Below are 13,765 nucleotides of genomic sequence, written 5' to 3'. Positions count from 1 at the left end.
GACGACGAACTCGCTGGGATTGTGGCCGAACGAGTCCGCCGCACCTTCAACTGCGTGCCCGCAGAATGTTGGCGAAATATGCGCTCAACCCATCCCGGGCATCGAGGGGAAGGATATGGCCTACGTATTGATCGGGGCGAACAATGACGATGCAGCCATTTGCCCTGTCAATCTGCCGCATGTCAAAAATGTCTCCGGCCCGGGTAGCGTCGGCACAAAAGACTTTTTCATAGTCGCACAGTCCCAAGCGGCCCACGTGGGGGCGCAGCAGTGCGGGCATGGCGGTGTAGTCCAATGCGCGGAAACCCTGTTGGAACACCGCGCGCACATCAATCACGGCATCGATATCTTCACCGGTCGCCGTAAAGCGGCATATGGGCGACGCCGCGTCATTTTGCAGCCAGCTGCACAGAGCATCGACCGCGCCTCCGTGGGTGCCGGTATCGTTGGCGGGTGCGAAGATGAATAGCCGGAACCGCGCATCCGCATCCACGCAATGGCCCAGGTGCATGGGTTTGGCATCCGCCAGACGGACCACGGGGGCAGAGTGAAAACGTTTGCCGATTTCAAAGCCTTTGGCAAGGTGCTGATGTAACTGCGCTCCGGTGAGCAGACCGGGTTCATATTGCACGGTCAGGCCACAAGTAAACGGGAGGTTGTTCACAAACTCACGCGCCACACGAGGCAAACCGTCAGTGACGGTATCTGGCGCTTTAGAGCCCACGACACGTGCCCACTTGTGGTCAAACTCCACCAAGCCTTGCGCCGCCGCGCGCCGCTCCCCCGAGTAGCTGTGGAGCAAGGCCGGGTCTGCACGCCCGGTGAGTACCGAAATCAGTTTCCACCCGAGATTAAAGGTATCGCCCATAGAGACGTTCATCCCCTGGCCTGCTTTGGGACTATGGGTGTGGCAGGCATCGCCCGCCAGCATGACGCGAGGGGTACGGGTCGCCAACTGGTCAGCCGGTACGTCATCAAATTTGTCGGTCAACCGGTGTCCGATTTCATAGATGGACCACCAGACGACGTCTTTCACATCCAGTTTGAAAGGCTGAAAAATACGCTGTGCTTTGGCAATGATGTCGTCCGCGCCCATACCGCGGTCCGCAACGCGCTCATGTTCCCCCAAGGCGTCCAGCTCCACGTACAGGCGAACCAAATGGCCGCCTTCGCGCGGCAACACCATCAGGATGCCCGCATCTTGGGAGCGCACAAACGACTTCATGCGCCAATCCGGAAAATTGGTTGTGGCCAAAAGATCCATCACCCCCCACGCATGGTGCGCCGCATCGCCGTGCAAGGTGCCACCAATGGCTTTGCGCACACTGGAGCGTGCACCATCGCAACCAATGACATAGTTGGCTCTCAGCTGGGTGGTCTGCCCTAGGCGTGCCAGGTCGGTGTGCTCCAGGGTCACGGTGACAGGGTAGTCTTTGGCATTGGGGTCGATCTCCAGATCCACGACCTTTAAGCCATAGTCGGGCTCCAGCTTCGTCGGGCCATCGCGCATGAGGTCCAGAAACATGTCGTGCACCCTAGCCTGGTTGAGCAACACGTGTGGCATTTCCGAAATGCCATCAGGCACGTCTTGGACCCGTGCGACGCGCTCAAGCAAGCTTTCAGCTCCGGCGGCCCAGAAGGTCGTTTCATTGATCCACACCGACTCCCGCATGACTTTCTCGGCGAATCCAAAGGCTTGGAACATTTCCATCGAACGTACGCTGATGCCATCTGCCTGGCCCTTCTCCATGGGTCCAAATTTAGGCTCCACGAGCATGGTCCGGATGCTGGGCTCGCGCGCTAATTGCGCTGCAAGGCACAGGCCGGCCGGTCCGGAACCGGCGATTAACACGTCAATGGTCTCGGGTAGCGGATCACCGGCTCGCCGATGACCGGGCGCTGCTGCAAAGACGTTAGGGTCGCCGGGATTGAATCCGTGGGTGTGGTACTGCATGTTGTCTCCTCGTAAGCAAATGCCATCCATAAAAATGATATGCATGCATATGATATTTATACATATTATTTTTGTCAACGGACGTGGCAAGAGCGCTTAAGCTCAACACAACGAAAGAAAACGGAGAAATACATGGATGTGAGCAAAGTCGCCGGCCATTTGATCCGGCGGTTGCATCAGCAGTCTGTTCAGGTCTTCCAAGCGCAGACTCAGGCAGCAGGCTTTGACCTGACCTCGGTGCAATTTGCAGCGCTCAATGCCATCGCTGAACAGCCAGACATTGACCAGGCCAGTTTGGCCACTGCCATCAGTTTCGACCGCGCCACGATTGGGGGTGTGATTGAGCGCTTGGAGCGCAAAGAGCTTGTGCAGCGCGTGGTGTGCACCCAAGACCGCCGCGCGCGGCGGCTACGCCTAACGCCACAGGGAGAACAGCTTCTTACCGCCTGCCGCCCTGTGGTGGATGCCCTTCAAGCCGATATCCTCGCGCCACTTGCGCCCGATGAACGCGAGGTATTTCTCCGCCTTGCCAGCAAAGCCCTGGGATTGAGCTGATATCCCTAGCGGGATCACTGGCTCGGCAAAGGGCAACGACTTAAGCCGTAGTCCACAACTTTGGCAGTCCGGTGAGCGGCGCCAACAAGCGCGCTACGTGGCCACCACGCACCAGTTGCATCGCATGCTCCATATCGGGCGCTAGATACCGGTCCACATGGTGGGCAGCGATGTCTTTGCGCAGCAGTGCGTGCACCTCTTCCAGAATGGGCGAGCTGGTCAGCGGGCGCAAAAATTCGATGCCTTGTGCGGCCGCCAGCAACTCAATGCCGAGGATGTGCGCTGTGTTGTGGATCATGTTTTGCAAACGGCGTGCCGCAAACGTGGCCATGGACACATGGTCTTCCTGGTTAGCGCTGGTGGGCAGGCTGTCCACACTGGCGGGATGAGCCAGCGATTTGTTTTCAGACGCCAGTGCCGCGGCCGTCACGTGCGCAATCATGAAGCCACTGTTCAGGCCTGCATCGGCCGTCAGGAAAGGCGGCAGGCGCGACACGCTGCTGTCGATCAACATGGCAATGCGGCGCTCGGCAATCGCGCCCACTTCGGCAATGGCCAGAGCCATGCCATCGGCCGCCAGAGCTACGGGTTCGGCATGGAAGTTGCCACCTGAAATCATCGCCCCGTCTTCGGGGAAGACGAGGGGGTTGTCGGTGACGGCGTTCGCTTCAATCAGCAGCACGCGGGCCGCGTGGCGCAATTGGTCCACGCAGGCGCCCACCACCTGTGGCTGGCAGCGCAGGCAATACGGGTCTTGCACGCGGTCATCGCCCTCGGCGTGGCTGGCGCGGATGGCGCTGCCCTTGAGGAGTTCACGGTAGTACTGGGCCACATCGATCTGGCCGGGCTGACCGCGCACCGCATGGATGCGCGGGTCAAATGGGCCATCGCTGCCACGGGCAGCGTCCAGCGTGAGTGCGCCAATGACCAGTGCAGCCTCCAACACCGGCTCAAAAGCCAGCAAGCCGTGCAAGGCCAGCGCGGTGGACGTTTGTGAGCCGTTGATCAGGGCCAGACCTTCTTTGGCTTCCAGCGTCAACGGCGCAATGCCAGCGGCTTGCAGGGCCTGCAGTGCGGGCACACGCTTGCCGTCCACCAGCATGTCGCCCTCGCCCATCAATGCGAGCGTCATGTGCGATAGCGGCGCCAAATCGCCCGAAGCGCCCACCGAGCCTTGCGAGGGCACGCAAGGCACCAGGCCTGCGTTGTGCACCGCCAGGATGGTGTCCACCACCACCTCGCGGCAGCCAGAGTAGCCGCGCGCCAGACTGGCGGCCTTGGTGGCCATCATCAGCCGCATGATGGGGGCCGCCAGCGGCTCGCCCACGCCCACGCTGTGGCTGCGGATCAGGTTGCGCTGCAGGGTGTCCAACTGGTCTTTGTCGATGCGCTTGTTCGCCAACTTGCCAAAGCCGGTGTTCACGCCATAGACCGGCGCGTCGCCATCAGCGGCGGCCTTGACCAGTGCATGGGCGGCGCGGATGTTGACGCGGGCGGATTCGGGGAGGCTCAGCTGGCACACGCCGGCGTGGATCAGGCCGAGTTCGTCCAGCGTGATCTTGCCGGGGTTAAGAACGAGAGAGGTCATTGGTATGTCCAGAGTAAGTGTCTTTGTTCAGGGACACCGCAGAACCGGCTTTGCCGGGCTGCTGGTGTCGTCCCCTTGAGGAGAAGCGCCAAAGGCGCTCAGGGGTGTTTCTTAACCTTTCAACATGGGCAGGTTCATACCTTGCTCGCGTGCGCATTGCTTTGCAATCTCATACCCGGCATCTGCATGGCGCATCACGCCGGTGCCGGGGTCGTTCCAAAGCACGCGCTCCAGGCGTTTGGCAGCTGCGTCTGTGCCGTCGGCCACAATGACCACGCCGCTATGTTGGCTGTAGCCCATGCCCACGCCACCGCCATGGTGCAAGCTGACCCAGGTGGCGCCGCCGGCGGTGTTGAGCAAAGCATTCAACAAAGGCCAGTCGCTCACTGCGTCCGAGCCGTCTTGCATGCTTTCGGTCTCGCGGTTGGGTGATGCGACCGAGCCGCTATCCAGGTGGTCGCGGCCGATGACGATGGGGGCTTTGAGTTCACCGTTTTTCACCATCTCGTTAAAGGCCAAGCCGGCGCGGTGGCGCTCGCCCAAGCCGATCCAGCAGATGCGTGCAGGCAGGCCCTGGAAGGCAATGCGCTCGCCCGCCATGTCCAGCCAACGGTGCAGGTGCGCGTCTTCGGGGAACAACTCTTTCATCTTCGCGTCCGTTTTGCGGATGTCTTCCGGGTCGCCACTCAAGGCCACCCAGCGGAACGGGCCCTTGCCGCGGCAGAACAAGGGGCGCACATAGGCAGGCACAAAGCCGGGGAAGTCAAAGGCGTTCTTAACGCCCTGGTCCAGCGCCACCTGGCGGATGTTGTTGCCGTAGTCCACGGTGGGAATGCCCATGGCCTGGAAGTCCAGCATGGCCTGCACGTGCACCGCGCAGCCCTGTGCAGCCGCTTGACGCAATGCGGCGTGTTGGGTGTCGTCCGCCTGCGCGGCGCGCCACTGCTCTACAGACCAACCGGGTGGCAGGTAGCCGTGCACCAGGTCGTGTGCGGAGGTCTGATCGGTGACCATATCGGGGCGCGTGCCGCCGGCGCGTGCGCGGCGCACCATCTCGGGCAGCAGCTCGGCGGCATTGCCCAGCAGGGCTACCGACACGGCCTTGCCTTCAGCCGCATAGCGGGCCATGCGTTGCAGCGCGTCGTCCAGATCGGTGGCTTGCTCGTCCACATAGCGGGTCTTGAGGCGGAAGTCGATGCGGCTTTGCTGGCACTCGATGTTGAGGGACGAGGCCCCGGCAAAGCTGGCCGCCAGCGGCTGCGCACCGCCCATGCCGCCCAGACCGGCCGTCAAAATCCATTTGCCCTGCAGATTGCCACCAAAGTGCTGCTTGCCGGCTTCCACAAACGTCTCATAAGTGCCTTGCACGATGCCCTGACTGCCGATGTAAATCCAGCTGCCGGCTGTCATCTGGCCGTACATCATCAGGCCCTTTTTATCCAGTTCGTGAAAGTGCTCCCAGGTCGCCCACTTGGGCACCAGGTTGGAGTTGGCAATCAACACACGCGGCGCATCCGCATGACTGCGGAACACGCCCACCGGCTTGCCGCTTTGCACCAGCAGGGTTTCGTCTTCATTCAAGTTGCGCAGGCTCTCCAGGATGGCATCAAAGCATTCCCAGTTACGTGCCGCTTTTCCGATACCGCCGTAGACCACCAGCGCATCCGGGTCTTCTGCCACCTCAGGATCCAGGTTGTTTTGCAGCATGCGGTAGGCGGCTTCGGTGAGCCAGTTCTTGCAATGCAGGGTGGTGCCGTGGGGCGCGCGCACAGGCCGGGCTTGGGAGGGTGCAGACATGGTCGAACTCGCTTTCAACAAAAATTCAATGTCGCGGAGTCTACTTGTCTAGACATGCCTATGCAACTACAATTTGCTGATGGTTTCTACCAACTCCACTCCTTCAGGCGCCTCAGCGCCCTACACCCACGTCAAAAACTATTTGATGGAAGGCCTGTCTCAAGGCCGCTGGACGCCGGGCAGCCAGATGCCCTCCGAGTCCGAGCTGGTGCAGCAGTTCAAGGTCAGCCGCATGACGGTGGGCCGCGCCATCCGCGAGTTGCAAGCCGAAGGCTTTGTGACCCGGGTACAAGGCGTGGGCACCTTTGCGGCGCACCTGGCGCGGGTGTCGTCCACCCTCACCATCAAAGACTTGCATGAAGAAATTGCCGCCCGTGGCCACCAGCACCAGGCACGGGTCGTGCTGTCACGCGAGGAGCTGGCGGTGGAGGGCTTGGCCCAGCAACTGGGCCTGCCGCTGGGGGGGCCGGTGTTCCACACCCTGATCGTGCACTCTGAGAACGGCGTGCCGCTGCAGTGCGAAGACCGCTATGTGAACCCCGCCTGCGCGCCCGACTATTTGGGTGTGGACTTCAGCCAGACCACGCCCACCCACTACTTGCTGGAAGTCGCCCCCTTGTGGGAGGCGCAGTACTCCATTGAGGCCGGCCCACCCAGCCCGCAAGAAGCGGAGTTGCTGGGCATCACCCCGCAGGACCCCTGCCTCATCATCGTTCGTCGCACCATGAACCGCGATGTACCCATCACCTTGGCGCGCCTGGTGCACCCAGGCACCCGCTACCAGATTCAAGGCCAGTTCAAGCCATGACGCTGCGCCTCATCCACGCACAGGAATGCGCACCCCAACCCTGGCGCAACGGTGGCGGCCAGACCCGCGAGCTGCTGGTGTGGCCGCCCGAGGCCGACTGGCAACTGCGTATCAGCCGTGCCGACATTGCAGCTGATGGCCCTTTCTCTCCCTTCCCCGGTGTGCAACGCTGGTTCGCCGTTTTGGAGGGCCCAGGAGTTGCGTTGGCGCTACCCGTGCCGCAGACTTTGCGTGCCGGCGATGCGCCGCTGGAATTTGACGGTGCCGCTGCACCCGACTGCCGCCTGCTGGACGGCCCCACCCAAGACCTGAACCTGATGACGCGGCAAGGCCGAGGCTACATGCAGGGAGTCATTGAGGGGCAACCTTGGCATAGCCTGCTAGCTATGCGCGGCCTGTACAGCACCGGCGCCGGCACATGGAGCAACGGCGCACGCCAAGTGCAAATTAGCGCCCACACCCTGCTGTGGGACGAGTCGCCCGACACCGCCCCGTGGACGTTTACGCCAGACGCCAGCACAAAGTCCACGCACGGCGCACCGGCCTACTGGCTGGGCTTTACCCCACACATATCGGATGGAGCCACACCATGAGCCTTACCCACACCGGCACCACACTTTGGCACCACGCCCGCATCGCCAGCCTGCATGGCCGCGCACCCTGGGGGTGGCAGGAAGACGGCGCACTGCTGACCCGTGGGGAACACATCGTCTGGTGCGGCCCGCAATCTGACTTGCCTGCCGAACACAAGCAAAGCATCACGCAAGAGGTAGATTTGGATGGTGCCTTGGTCACTCCTGGCCTGGTGGACTGCCACACCCACTTGGTTTACGGCGGCGACCGCGCAGCCGAGTTCGAGATGCGCTTGCAAGGCGCCAGCTACGAGCAGATTGCGCAGGCCGGCGGCGGCATACGCTCCAGCGTGGCCGCCACCCGTGCCGCCAGCGAGGCCACCTTGCTGGCAAACGCCACCCGCCGCGCGCGCAGCCTGATGGCCGAGGGGGTCACCACGATTGAGATCAAGTCCGGCTACGGCCTGAGTCTGGAGGACGAAGCCCGCTGCCTGCGCGTTGCGCGCACCTTGGGCGAGCGCCTGCCCTTGAGCGTGCGCACCACCTACCTGGGCGCCCACGCTGTGCCCTCCGAATTTGCCGGCCGCAGCGACGACTATGTGGATGCCGTTTGCGCCTGGATGCCCGAGCTGTATTCCCGAGGGCTGGTCGATGCGGTGGACGCGTTTTGCGAAACCATAGGCTTCACCCCCGCCCAAACGCGCCGCGTGTTTGAGGCGGCTCGCGCCTTGGGCCTGCCCGTCAAACTGCATGCCGAGCAGCTCAGTGACCAGGGCGGCGCGGCACTGGCGGCCGAGTTCGGTGCCCTGTCCTGCGACCACCTGGAGCACCTCAGCGTTGACGGCATACGCGCCATGCAAGCGGCCGGCACGGTGGGTGTGCTTCTGCCCGGCGCCTATTACTTTTTGCGTGAAACCAAGCTCCCGCCGATGGACGCCCTGCGCGCCCACGGCGTGCCCATGGCGATTGCCACCGACCACAACCCCGGCACCTCGCCCGGCTTGTCGATGCTGCTCATGCTCAATATGGCCTGCACCTTGTTCCGCCTGACGCCCGAAGAAGCTCTGCGTGGCGCTACGGTGAACGGTGCGCGAGCTCTGGGCCTGCACGACCGGGGCACCCTGGCCGCCGGCCAGCGGGCCGACTTCTGTGTGTGGAACCTGGACCACCCCCGCGAACTGGCCTACTGGTTCGGCCACAACCCTTGCCGCCGCACCATCGTGGGCGGACTGGAGCGCACCCTGTGACACAAGCTAACCCCCAACCTATCCACCACCCCACCTTTACTCTCACGCCCGGCAGCAGCCCGCTGCTGGTGAGTTTTCCACATGTGGGTACCGAGATTCCCGACGCCATTCGCAGCCGCCTGGTGCCCCGCGCTCATGCGGTAGAAGACACCGACTGGCACCTCGAGGCCCTTTACGCCTTTGTGCGGGACATGGGTGCTGGCACCCTCGTCCCGCGCCATGCACGCTATGTGGTGGACCTGAACCGTCCGCCCGAAAACGCGCCCATGTACCTCGGCGTGAATAACACCGAGCTGTGCCCCACCCGCTTCTTTAATGGAGAGCCGCTGTACCTGTCGGGTCAAGAGCCCACCGAATCCGAAGTCGCCCAGCGCGTGACGGACTATTGGAGCCCTTATCACGACGCGCTAAGCGGCGAGCTGCAGCGCCTACGCACGCTGCATGGCCATGCGGTGCTGTTTGATGCGCACAGCATTTGCTCAGTGCTGCCCTGGCTGTTTGAAGGCCGCCTGCCGGACCTGAACCTTGGCACCGTGAATGGCAGTAGCGCCTCACCAGATTTGCGCGAGCTGCTATCAAAAGTATTGCAAGGCCAATCAGAGTTCACGCAGGTGGTGGATGGCCGCTTCAAAGGCGGCTACATCACCCGCAACTACGGCCGCCCCGCAGAACAGGTGCACGCCATCCAGCTGGAAATGTGCTGGCGCTGCTACATGGCTGAGGAGCCGCCCTACACCCTGGTACCTGATCGCGCCGCCCGGGTACTACCCGTTTTGAAAGCGCTGGTGCGCACCATGACCGACTGGAGGCCCGCATGAGCGAGCACGTATTTTGGGCGCCGCAGGCTTGGGTGAATGGCCGCTGGGAAAACGAAGTTTGCCTGGAAGTTGATGCACGCGGCCACTGGGCAGCCATCACCGCCGGCATCACTCCGCCACCGGCCCACGCCACCGTGCTCAGGGGCCCGGTGTTGCCGGGTATGGTCAATGCACACAGCCACGCTTTCCAGCGCGCATTTGCCGGGCTCGCCGAGCGGCGCGAATCCGCGGCGGATGACTTCTGGTCCTGGCGTGACCGCATGTACGGTGTGGCCCTGCGCATCACCCCGGCCCAGCTGCGCGCCGTGGCGGCTCAGCTCTATGTAGAGCTGCTGCAAGGCGGCTACACGCAGGTGTGTGAGTTTCATTACCTGCACCACCAAGAAAACGGCCAACCCTATGCCGACGAGGCCACTATGGCGTGGGCGGTGGCCGATGCAGCCCACGATGCGGGCATGGGCCTCACCGTATTGCCCGTGCTGTACGAACGCGCCGGCTTTGCACAACCCGCACTACGGCCTGACCAGCGCCGCTTTGCCGGCACCCCCGAGTTCATCGCACGCCTTCATCGCAAAGTGCAGGCGGCGGGGCGCCCGCTGGTGAATGCAGGGGTTTCCATTCACTCGCTGCGCGCGGCATCGGCCGAATCCATCGCGGCACTGTTGGCCCAGGTCGGTGATGCAGATGTGCCCATCCACATCCATGTTGCGGAGCAAATGCAAGAGGTGCGCGACTGTGTGTCGGCCACCGGTTTGCGCCCCATCGCCTGGCTGGCGGAGCACCAAAAAATGGATGCCCGCTGGCAACTGGTACACGCCACCCACACCGAGCAAGCCGAAATCGATGCGGTAGCCCGCACTGGCGCAGGCATTGTGATTTGCCCCAGCACCGAGGGCAACCTCGGCGATGGCTTTGCCGATCTGCCCGCGTGGCTCTCAGCCGGGGTGCCCATGGCAGTGGGCTCAGACAGCCATGTGAGCCGCCAATGGGCGGAGGAATTGCGCTGGCTCGAATACGGCCAACGCCTGCGCCTGCAACAGCGCAACGTAGCCGCCCTCCCCGGGCATCAGCCCTCCACAGCCGCACGCTTGTTGAACCAGGCGATCAGCAGCGGCGCAGCAGCAGCAGGCTTCAAGCAATGGGGCCTGCAGCCAGGTGCAAGAGCAGACATGGTCGTGCTTAATATGAAAACCCCGGGCTTGCTGGGTATTCCGCACACACACACGCTGGATGCCTTGGTGTTTGCCTGCAATCACGCGGCAATCGATGAGGTCTATGTGGCGGGTAAGCGGCAGGTCAGCCGTGGCGTGCACCATGAACAATCAGTGATTGCAGAAAACTTCAAATCCACTATGCTGGAGCTGTTGAGATAACAATAATCAGTGACTTCGTTGGGTCGGGAGCTTCAGCAAATCTAACGTAGGAGTCAACATGGGTTTTTTGAACCGGTGGAGCGTCAAAGCGCGGCTAAGTTTCGGTTACGCGGTCATGACCCTCATCGTGGTCTTGATTGCAGTAGAGGGCCTGATTGCCCTCTCCAATGCCAAGTCAGACTTCGAGCGACAGGTATTCCAGCTCAACAAGCTCACCCAGCTCAGCAACCAAACCCTCGATGCGACCAATGCCCGCGCAGTAGGTGCGCGCAACCTGGTGATCAGCACGCCGCAAGCCGGTATTGAGCGTGACAAGGCGGCGATTGAGAAGGCGCATGCAGACGTCCAAAAGCATATTGCGGACATTGACAGCATGCTCGCCCAAGACAACTTCAAGGGCAGTGAACTCGCCCGTACCTTTGAAGCCGTGAAGAAAACCGAGGCGGTATACGGCCCAGTCGCGCTGGAGATCACCGCATTGGGCGTGGCCGGCAAACGTGAAGAGGCGATTGCAGGCATCAACGCCAAATGCCGTCCCTTGCTAGACCAGCTGCTGGCTGACCTCCACGCATTCGGCAAACTCACCGAGGCTGCGGGCCAGGCCAATGTGGTCGAGGCGGCCCATGATTTTGTAGTGCTGCGCAACACCTTGATCGTGCTCACTCTTCTGGGCTTGACCATCGCCATCACGATGGGTGTGAGCACCACCCGCTCTATCACACGCCCCCTGCTCACTGCCCGTACGGCAGCTAAATCCTTTGCCCATGGCGACCTGAGCACCGCACTCGTAGCAGAGGGCAAAGACGAAATCGCACAACTCGTACAGGCGCTGGAAGCGATGCGGCTGGAGCTGTCCGGCATCGTGGCTGCAGTGCGTCACAGTGCCGAAACCGTCTCCAACGCGAGTGCGGAGATCGCCACTGGTAACCACGACTTGTCTGGCCGCACCGAGAACCAGGCCAGCGCCTTGGAGCAAACATCGGCAAGCATGGAAGAGGTGAATTCCTCCATCCGCCAGAACGCCGATAACTCCCAACAAGCCAGACAACTGGTGGCAGATGCCTCTCAAATTGCCTCGCAGGGCGGCAGCACGGTGACCGATGTGGTCAGCACCATGCGCGGCATCAGTGACAGCTCCAAGCGGATTTCAGACATCACCAGCATCATTGACGGCATTGCCTTCCAGACCAACATCCTCGCGCTCAATGCTGCGGTTGAAGCGGCCCGGGCGGGCGAACAAGGTCGGGGCTTTGCGGTGGTGGCCAGCGAGGTGCGCACCTTGGCCAGCAGGTCAGCAGAAGCGGCCAAAGAAATCAAAAAGCTCATTGGCGACAACGTGCAGCGTATCGAGCAAGGCGGGGTTCAGGCCGAGCGCGCGGGCACCATCATGTCTGAGGTGGTCAGCAGCATCAGTGGCCTCAACACCGTGATTACCGAGATTTCGATGGCCAGCCGCGAGCAAAGTGACGGAGTTGCCCAAATTGATGTGGCGATTCAGCAAATGGACCAGGTCACGCAACAGAATGCCGCCTTGGTTGAAGAAATGGCCGCCGCTGCCAGCAGCCTGAGCAGCCAATCCCGCGATTTGGTGCAAGTCGTCGCCCGCTTCAAGCTCAACCCGCTCGACGCACGGAGCCTGTCCATCGGCCATGCCGCAAGCCCCGGCATGCTGGCACTGCAGTACTAGCCCAGGAAACGCAGCATCCCATAGAGGGACAAAGCGCCGCACACCGCGAGCATGCCCGTTTTAACAGCGCGGCTGCTCGACAGTGCGCCGGCAATGCTCAGCACCAGAATGGCGATAAAGATAAAGCTCGTTTTCATGGCCGGGATGCTAACGTGTAGCCGTACAGCCACGGCAAATCCAGGAGTTTTTCACCCAACAAACCCATCGCCGCATCGCGCGCCATGCGCATAGGCCCCGTGAGGTGAAAAACCTGCCCATTGCGTATGGCCCGCGCTTGCACCCGCGCGTTACGCTGCCAGCGCGCCGCAGCATAGTGCGCCAGTGCACCCGGTGTATCACCCAGCAGAGCTTGTAACGATGCGGCGAGCTGCTGGGCGTCTTCAATCGCCATTCCGGCGCCTTGGGCGAGGTAGGGGCGCATCGGATGGGCTGCATCCCCCAGCAAAGCACAGCGGCCGAGCGCCATCTCACGGGCACTGCGCATCGGAAGGCGGTCACTGAGCGCCCACAAGCGCCAGTCATCAATCGCGTGCACCAGATCCAGCAGCGGGCCACCTGCGTTGGCCAAACGCACCCGCAGTTCGCCGGCATTGGCGGTGTGATCCCATGCCGTGGGGTCGCCAGCCAACGCACCGTGCACGATCACCACCACATTCAGCCACTCACCCCCACGGACCGGATATTGGACGGCGTGGAATTGCGGCCCCATCCACGCGGTAACAACCTGGGAGCGGATCGCCGGGGGCAGCGAACTTTGCAACACCATCGCCCGGAACGCCAAATGCCCCGTGACACGCGGTGCACCATCCCCCATCAGTTGGCGGCGCAGCGCGCTCCACACACCATCGGCCCCCACCACACAACCGGCCTCCAGCTCCTGACCCTCCTGAGTAATCAAGCGCACCTGCTCTTCATGGCGAGCCAGGCTGGCAACCCGGGTGTTGAGCGCAATATCAACCGCACCGGTGCGCACAACCGCCTCGCGCAACAAACCATGCAAATCCTGCCGGGCGATGGTGGCATAAGGGGCGCCATAACGTGCCAACGCCTGAGTCCCCAGCGGCAGGGTACCCAACAAGCGGGCGCTCATGGCGCTACGCACCTCCAGCCGCTCCGGGAAAACAGCCACCTGAGACAGCTCTTGTTGCAAGCCCCAGCCATGCAACACGCGGGTGACATTCGGCCCCAGCTGCACACCAGCCCCGACTTCGCCAAACGCTGGGGCCTGCTCAAGCAGCCGCAGCCCTCCCTGCCCCTGCCCTGAGAAAACGCCTTGCCGGCTGCACGCCAATGCCACAGCCAAGCCGCCTATGCCTCCCCCCACGATCACCATGTTGTGCTTCATAGGCCTGAATTCTGCCGTGCG

Annotated in this window: 12 protein-coding genes; 7 read left to right on the top strand and 5 right to left on the bottom strand. The window is 62.4% G+C overall.

Annotated features, from left to right (window positions below):
- Positions 1-46: 46 nt before the first annotated feature.
- A complete protein-coding gene (locus tag RAE21_RS03655; RefSeq protein WP_313880194.1) occupies positions 47-1,954 on the bottom strand; it encodes an FAD-dependent monooxygenase in 1,908 nt (635 codons plus the stop codon).
- Positions 1,955-2,086: 132 nt separating this feature from the next.
- Between RAE21_RS03655 and RAE21_RS03650 the strand changes: the two genes are divergently transcribed.
- On the top strand, positions 2,087-2,509 hold the full coding sequence (locus RAE21_RS03650) for a MarR family winged helix-turn-helix transcriptional regulator (RefSeq protein WP_313880193.1): 423 nt from the start codon (positions 2,087-2,089) through the stop codon (positions 2,507-2,509).
- Between the two features lie 40 nt (positions 2,510-2,549).
- On the opposite strand, the gene hutH is transcribed toward RAE21_RS03650, so the two are convergent.
- Both hutH and hutU read right to left on the bottom strand, forming a co-directional pair.
- Entirely contained in the window at positions 2,550-4,097 is a 1,548-nt protein-coding gene (gene hutH / locus RAE21_RS03645; RefSeq protein ID WP_313880192.1) for a histidine ammonia-lyase, read from the bottom strand.
- A gap of 111 nt (positions 4,098-4,208) precedes the next feature.
- A complete protein-coding gene (gene hutU, locus RAE21_RS03640) occupies positions 4,209-5,894 on the bottom strand; it encodes a urocanate hydratase (protein ID WP_313880191.1) in 1,686 nt (561 codons plus the stop codon).
- 79 nt (positions 5,895-5,973) lie between these two features.
- Here hutU and hutC point away from each other — a divergent pair, with 79 nt between their 5' ends.
- The 6 genes from hutC to RAE21_RS03610 are packed head-to-tail and all read left to right on the top strand — an operon-like array spanning position 5,974 to position 12,399.
- Positions 5,974-6,702: a histidine utilization transcriptional repressor HutC gene (gene hutC, locus RAE21_RS03635; protein ID WP_313880190.1), complete on the top strand. Its 729-nt coding sequence runs from the start codon at positions 5,974-5,976 to the stop codon at positions 6,700-6,702.
- Positions 6,699-7,295, top strand: coding sequence for a HutD/Ves family protein (locus tag RAE21_RS03630; RefSeq protein ID WP_313880189.1), 597 nt, complete (start codon positions 6,699-6,701; stop codon positions 7,293-7,295). Before hutC ends, RAE21_RS03630 begins: the two co-directional genes overlap by 4 nt.
- The gene (gene hutI / locus RAE21_RS03625) at positions 7,292-8,521 is read left to right on the top strand and encodes an imidazolonepropionase (protein ID WP_313880188.1); all 1,230 of its coding nucleotides are present in this window, start codon (positions 7,292-7,294) and stop codon (positions 8,519-8,521) included. Before RAE21_RS03630 ends, hutI begins: the two co-directional genes overlap by 4 nt.
- Positions 8,518-9,339, top strand: coding sequence for an N-formylglutamate deformylase (gene hutG, locus RAE21_RS03620; RefSeq protein WP_313880187.1), 822 nt, complete (start codon positions 8,518-8,520; stop codon positions 9,337-9,339). The genes hutI and hutG overlap by 4 nt, the downstream gene beginning before the upstream one ends.
- On the top strand, positions 9,336-10,712 hold the full coding sequence (locus RAE21_RS03615; protein WP_313880186.1) for a formimidoylglutamate deiminase: 1,377 nt from the start codon (positions 9,336-9,338) through the stop codon (positions 10,710-10,712). Before hutG ends, RAE21_RS03615 begins: the two co-directional genes overlap by 4 nt.
- A 58-nt stretch (positions 10,713-10,770) precedes the next feature.
- Positions 10,771-12,399: a methyl-accepting chemotaxis protein gene (locus RAE21_RS03610; RefSeq protein ID WP_313880185.1), complete on the top strand. Its 1,629-nt coding sequence runs from the start codon at positions 10,771-10,773 to the stop codon at positions 12,397-12,399.
- Here RAE21_RS03610 and RAE21_RS03605 read toward each other — a convergent pair.
- Positions 12,396-12,536, bottom strand: coding sequence for a hypothetical protein (locus tag RAE21_RS03605; protein WP_313880184.1), 141 nt, complete (start codon positions 12,534-12,536; stop codon positions 12,396-12,398). The two genes, RAE21_RS03610 and RAE21_RS03605, sit on opposite strands and share 4 nt — an antisense overlap.
- Positions 12,533-13,744 carry an FAD-dependent monooxygenase gene (locus RAE21_RS03600; protein WP_313880183.1) on the bottom strand — a complete coding sequence of 404 codons (1,212 nt, stop codon included), beginning with the start codon at positions 13,742-13,744 and terminating at the stop codon, positions 12,533-12,535. Before RAE21_RS03600 ends, RAE21_RS03605 begins: the two co-directional genes overlap by 4 nt.
- Between the last annotated feature and the right edge of the window lie 21 nt (positions 13,745-13,765).

Source organism: Rhodoferax potami, from assembly GCF_032193765.1.
GTDB classification, from domain to species: Bacteria; Pseudomonadota; Gammaproteobacteria; order Burkholderiales; family Burkholderiaceae_C; genus Allorhodoferax; species Allorhodoferax potami.
This window is presented reverse-complemented; position numbering and strand designations above follow the sequence as displayed.

Excerpts from the sequence above, each read along its gene's own strand:
- RAE21_RS03655 (WP_313880194.1), bottom strand. The coding sequence starts at position 1,954 with ATGCAGTACCACACCCACGGATTCAATCCCGGCGACCCTAACGTCTTT.
- RAE21_RS03650 (WP_313880193.1), top strand. The coding sequence starts at position 2,087 with ATGGATGTGAGCAAAGTCGCCGGCCATTTGATCCGGCGGTTGCATCAG.
- hutH (WP_313880192.1), bottom strand. The coding sequence starts at position 4,097 with ATGACCTCTCTCGTTCTTAACCCCGGCAAGATCACGCTGGACGAACTC.
- hutU (WP_313880191.1), bottom strand. The coding sequence starts at position 5,894 with ATGTCTGCACCCTCCCAAGCCCGGCCTGTGCGCGCGCCCCACGGCACC.
- hutC (WP_313880190.1), top strand. The coding sequence starts at position 5,974 with ATGGTTTCTACCAACTCCACTCCTTCAGGCGCCTCAGCGCCCTACACC.
- RAE21_RS03630 (WP_313880189.1), top strand. The coding sequence starts at position 6,699 with ATGACGCTGCGCCTCATCCACGCACAGGAATGCGCACCCCAACCCTGG.
- hutI (WP_313880188.1), top strand. The coding sequence starts at position 7,292 with ATGAGCCTTACCCACACCGGCACCACACTTTGGCACCACGCCCGCATC.
- RAE21_RS03615 (WP_313880186.1), top strand. The coding sequence starts at position 9,336 with ATGAGCGAGCACGTATTTTGGGCGCCGCAGGCTTGGGTGAATGGCCGC.
- RAE21_RS03610 (WP_313880185.1), top strand. The coding sequence starts at position 10,771 with ATGGGTTTTTTGAACCGGTGGAGCGTCAAAGCGCGGCTAAGTTTCGGT.
- RAE21_RS03605 (WP_313880184.1), bottom strand. The coding sequence starts at position 12,536 with ATGAAAACGAGCTTTATCTTTATCGCCATTCTGGTGCTGAGCATTGCC.
- RAE21_RS03600 (WP_313880183.1), bottom strand. The coding sequence starts at position 13,744 with ATGAAGCACAACATGGTGATCGTGGGGGGAGGCATAGGCGGCTTGGCT.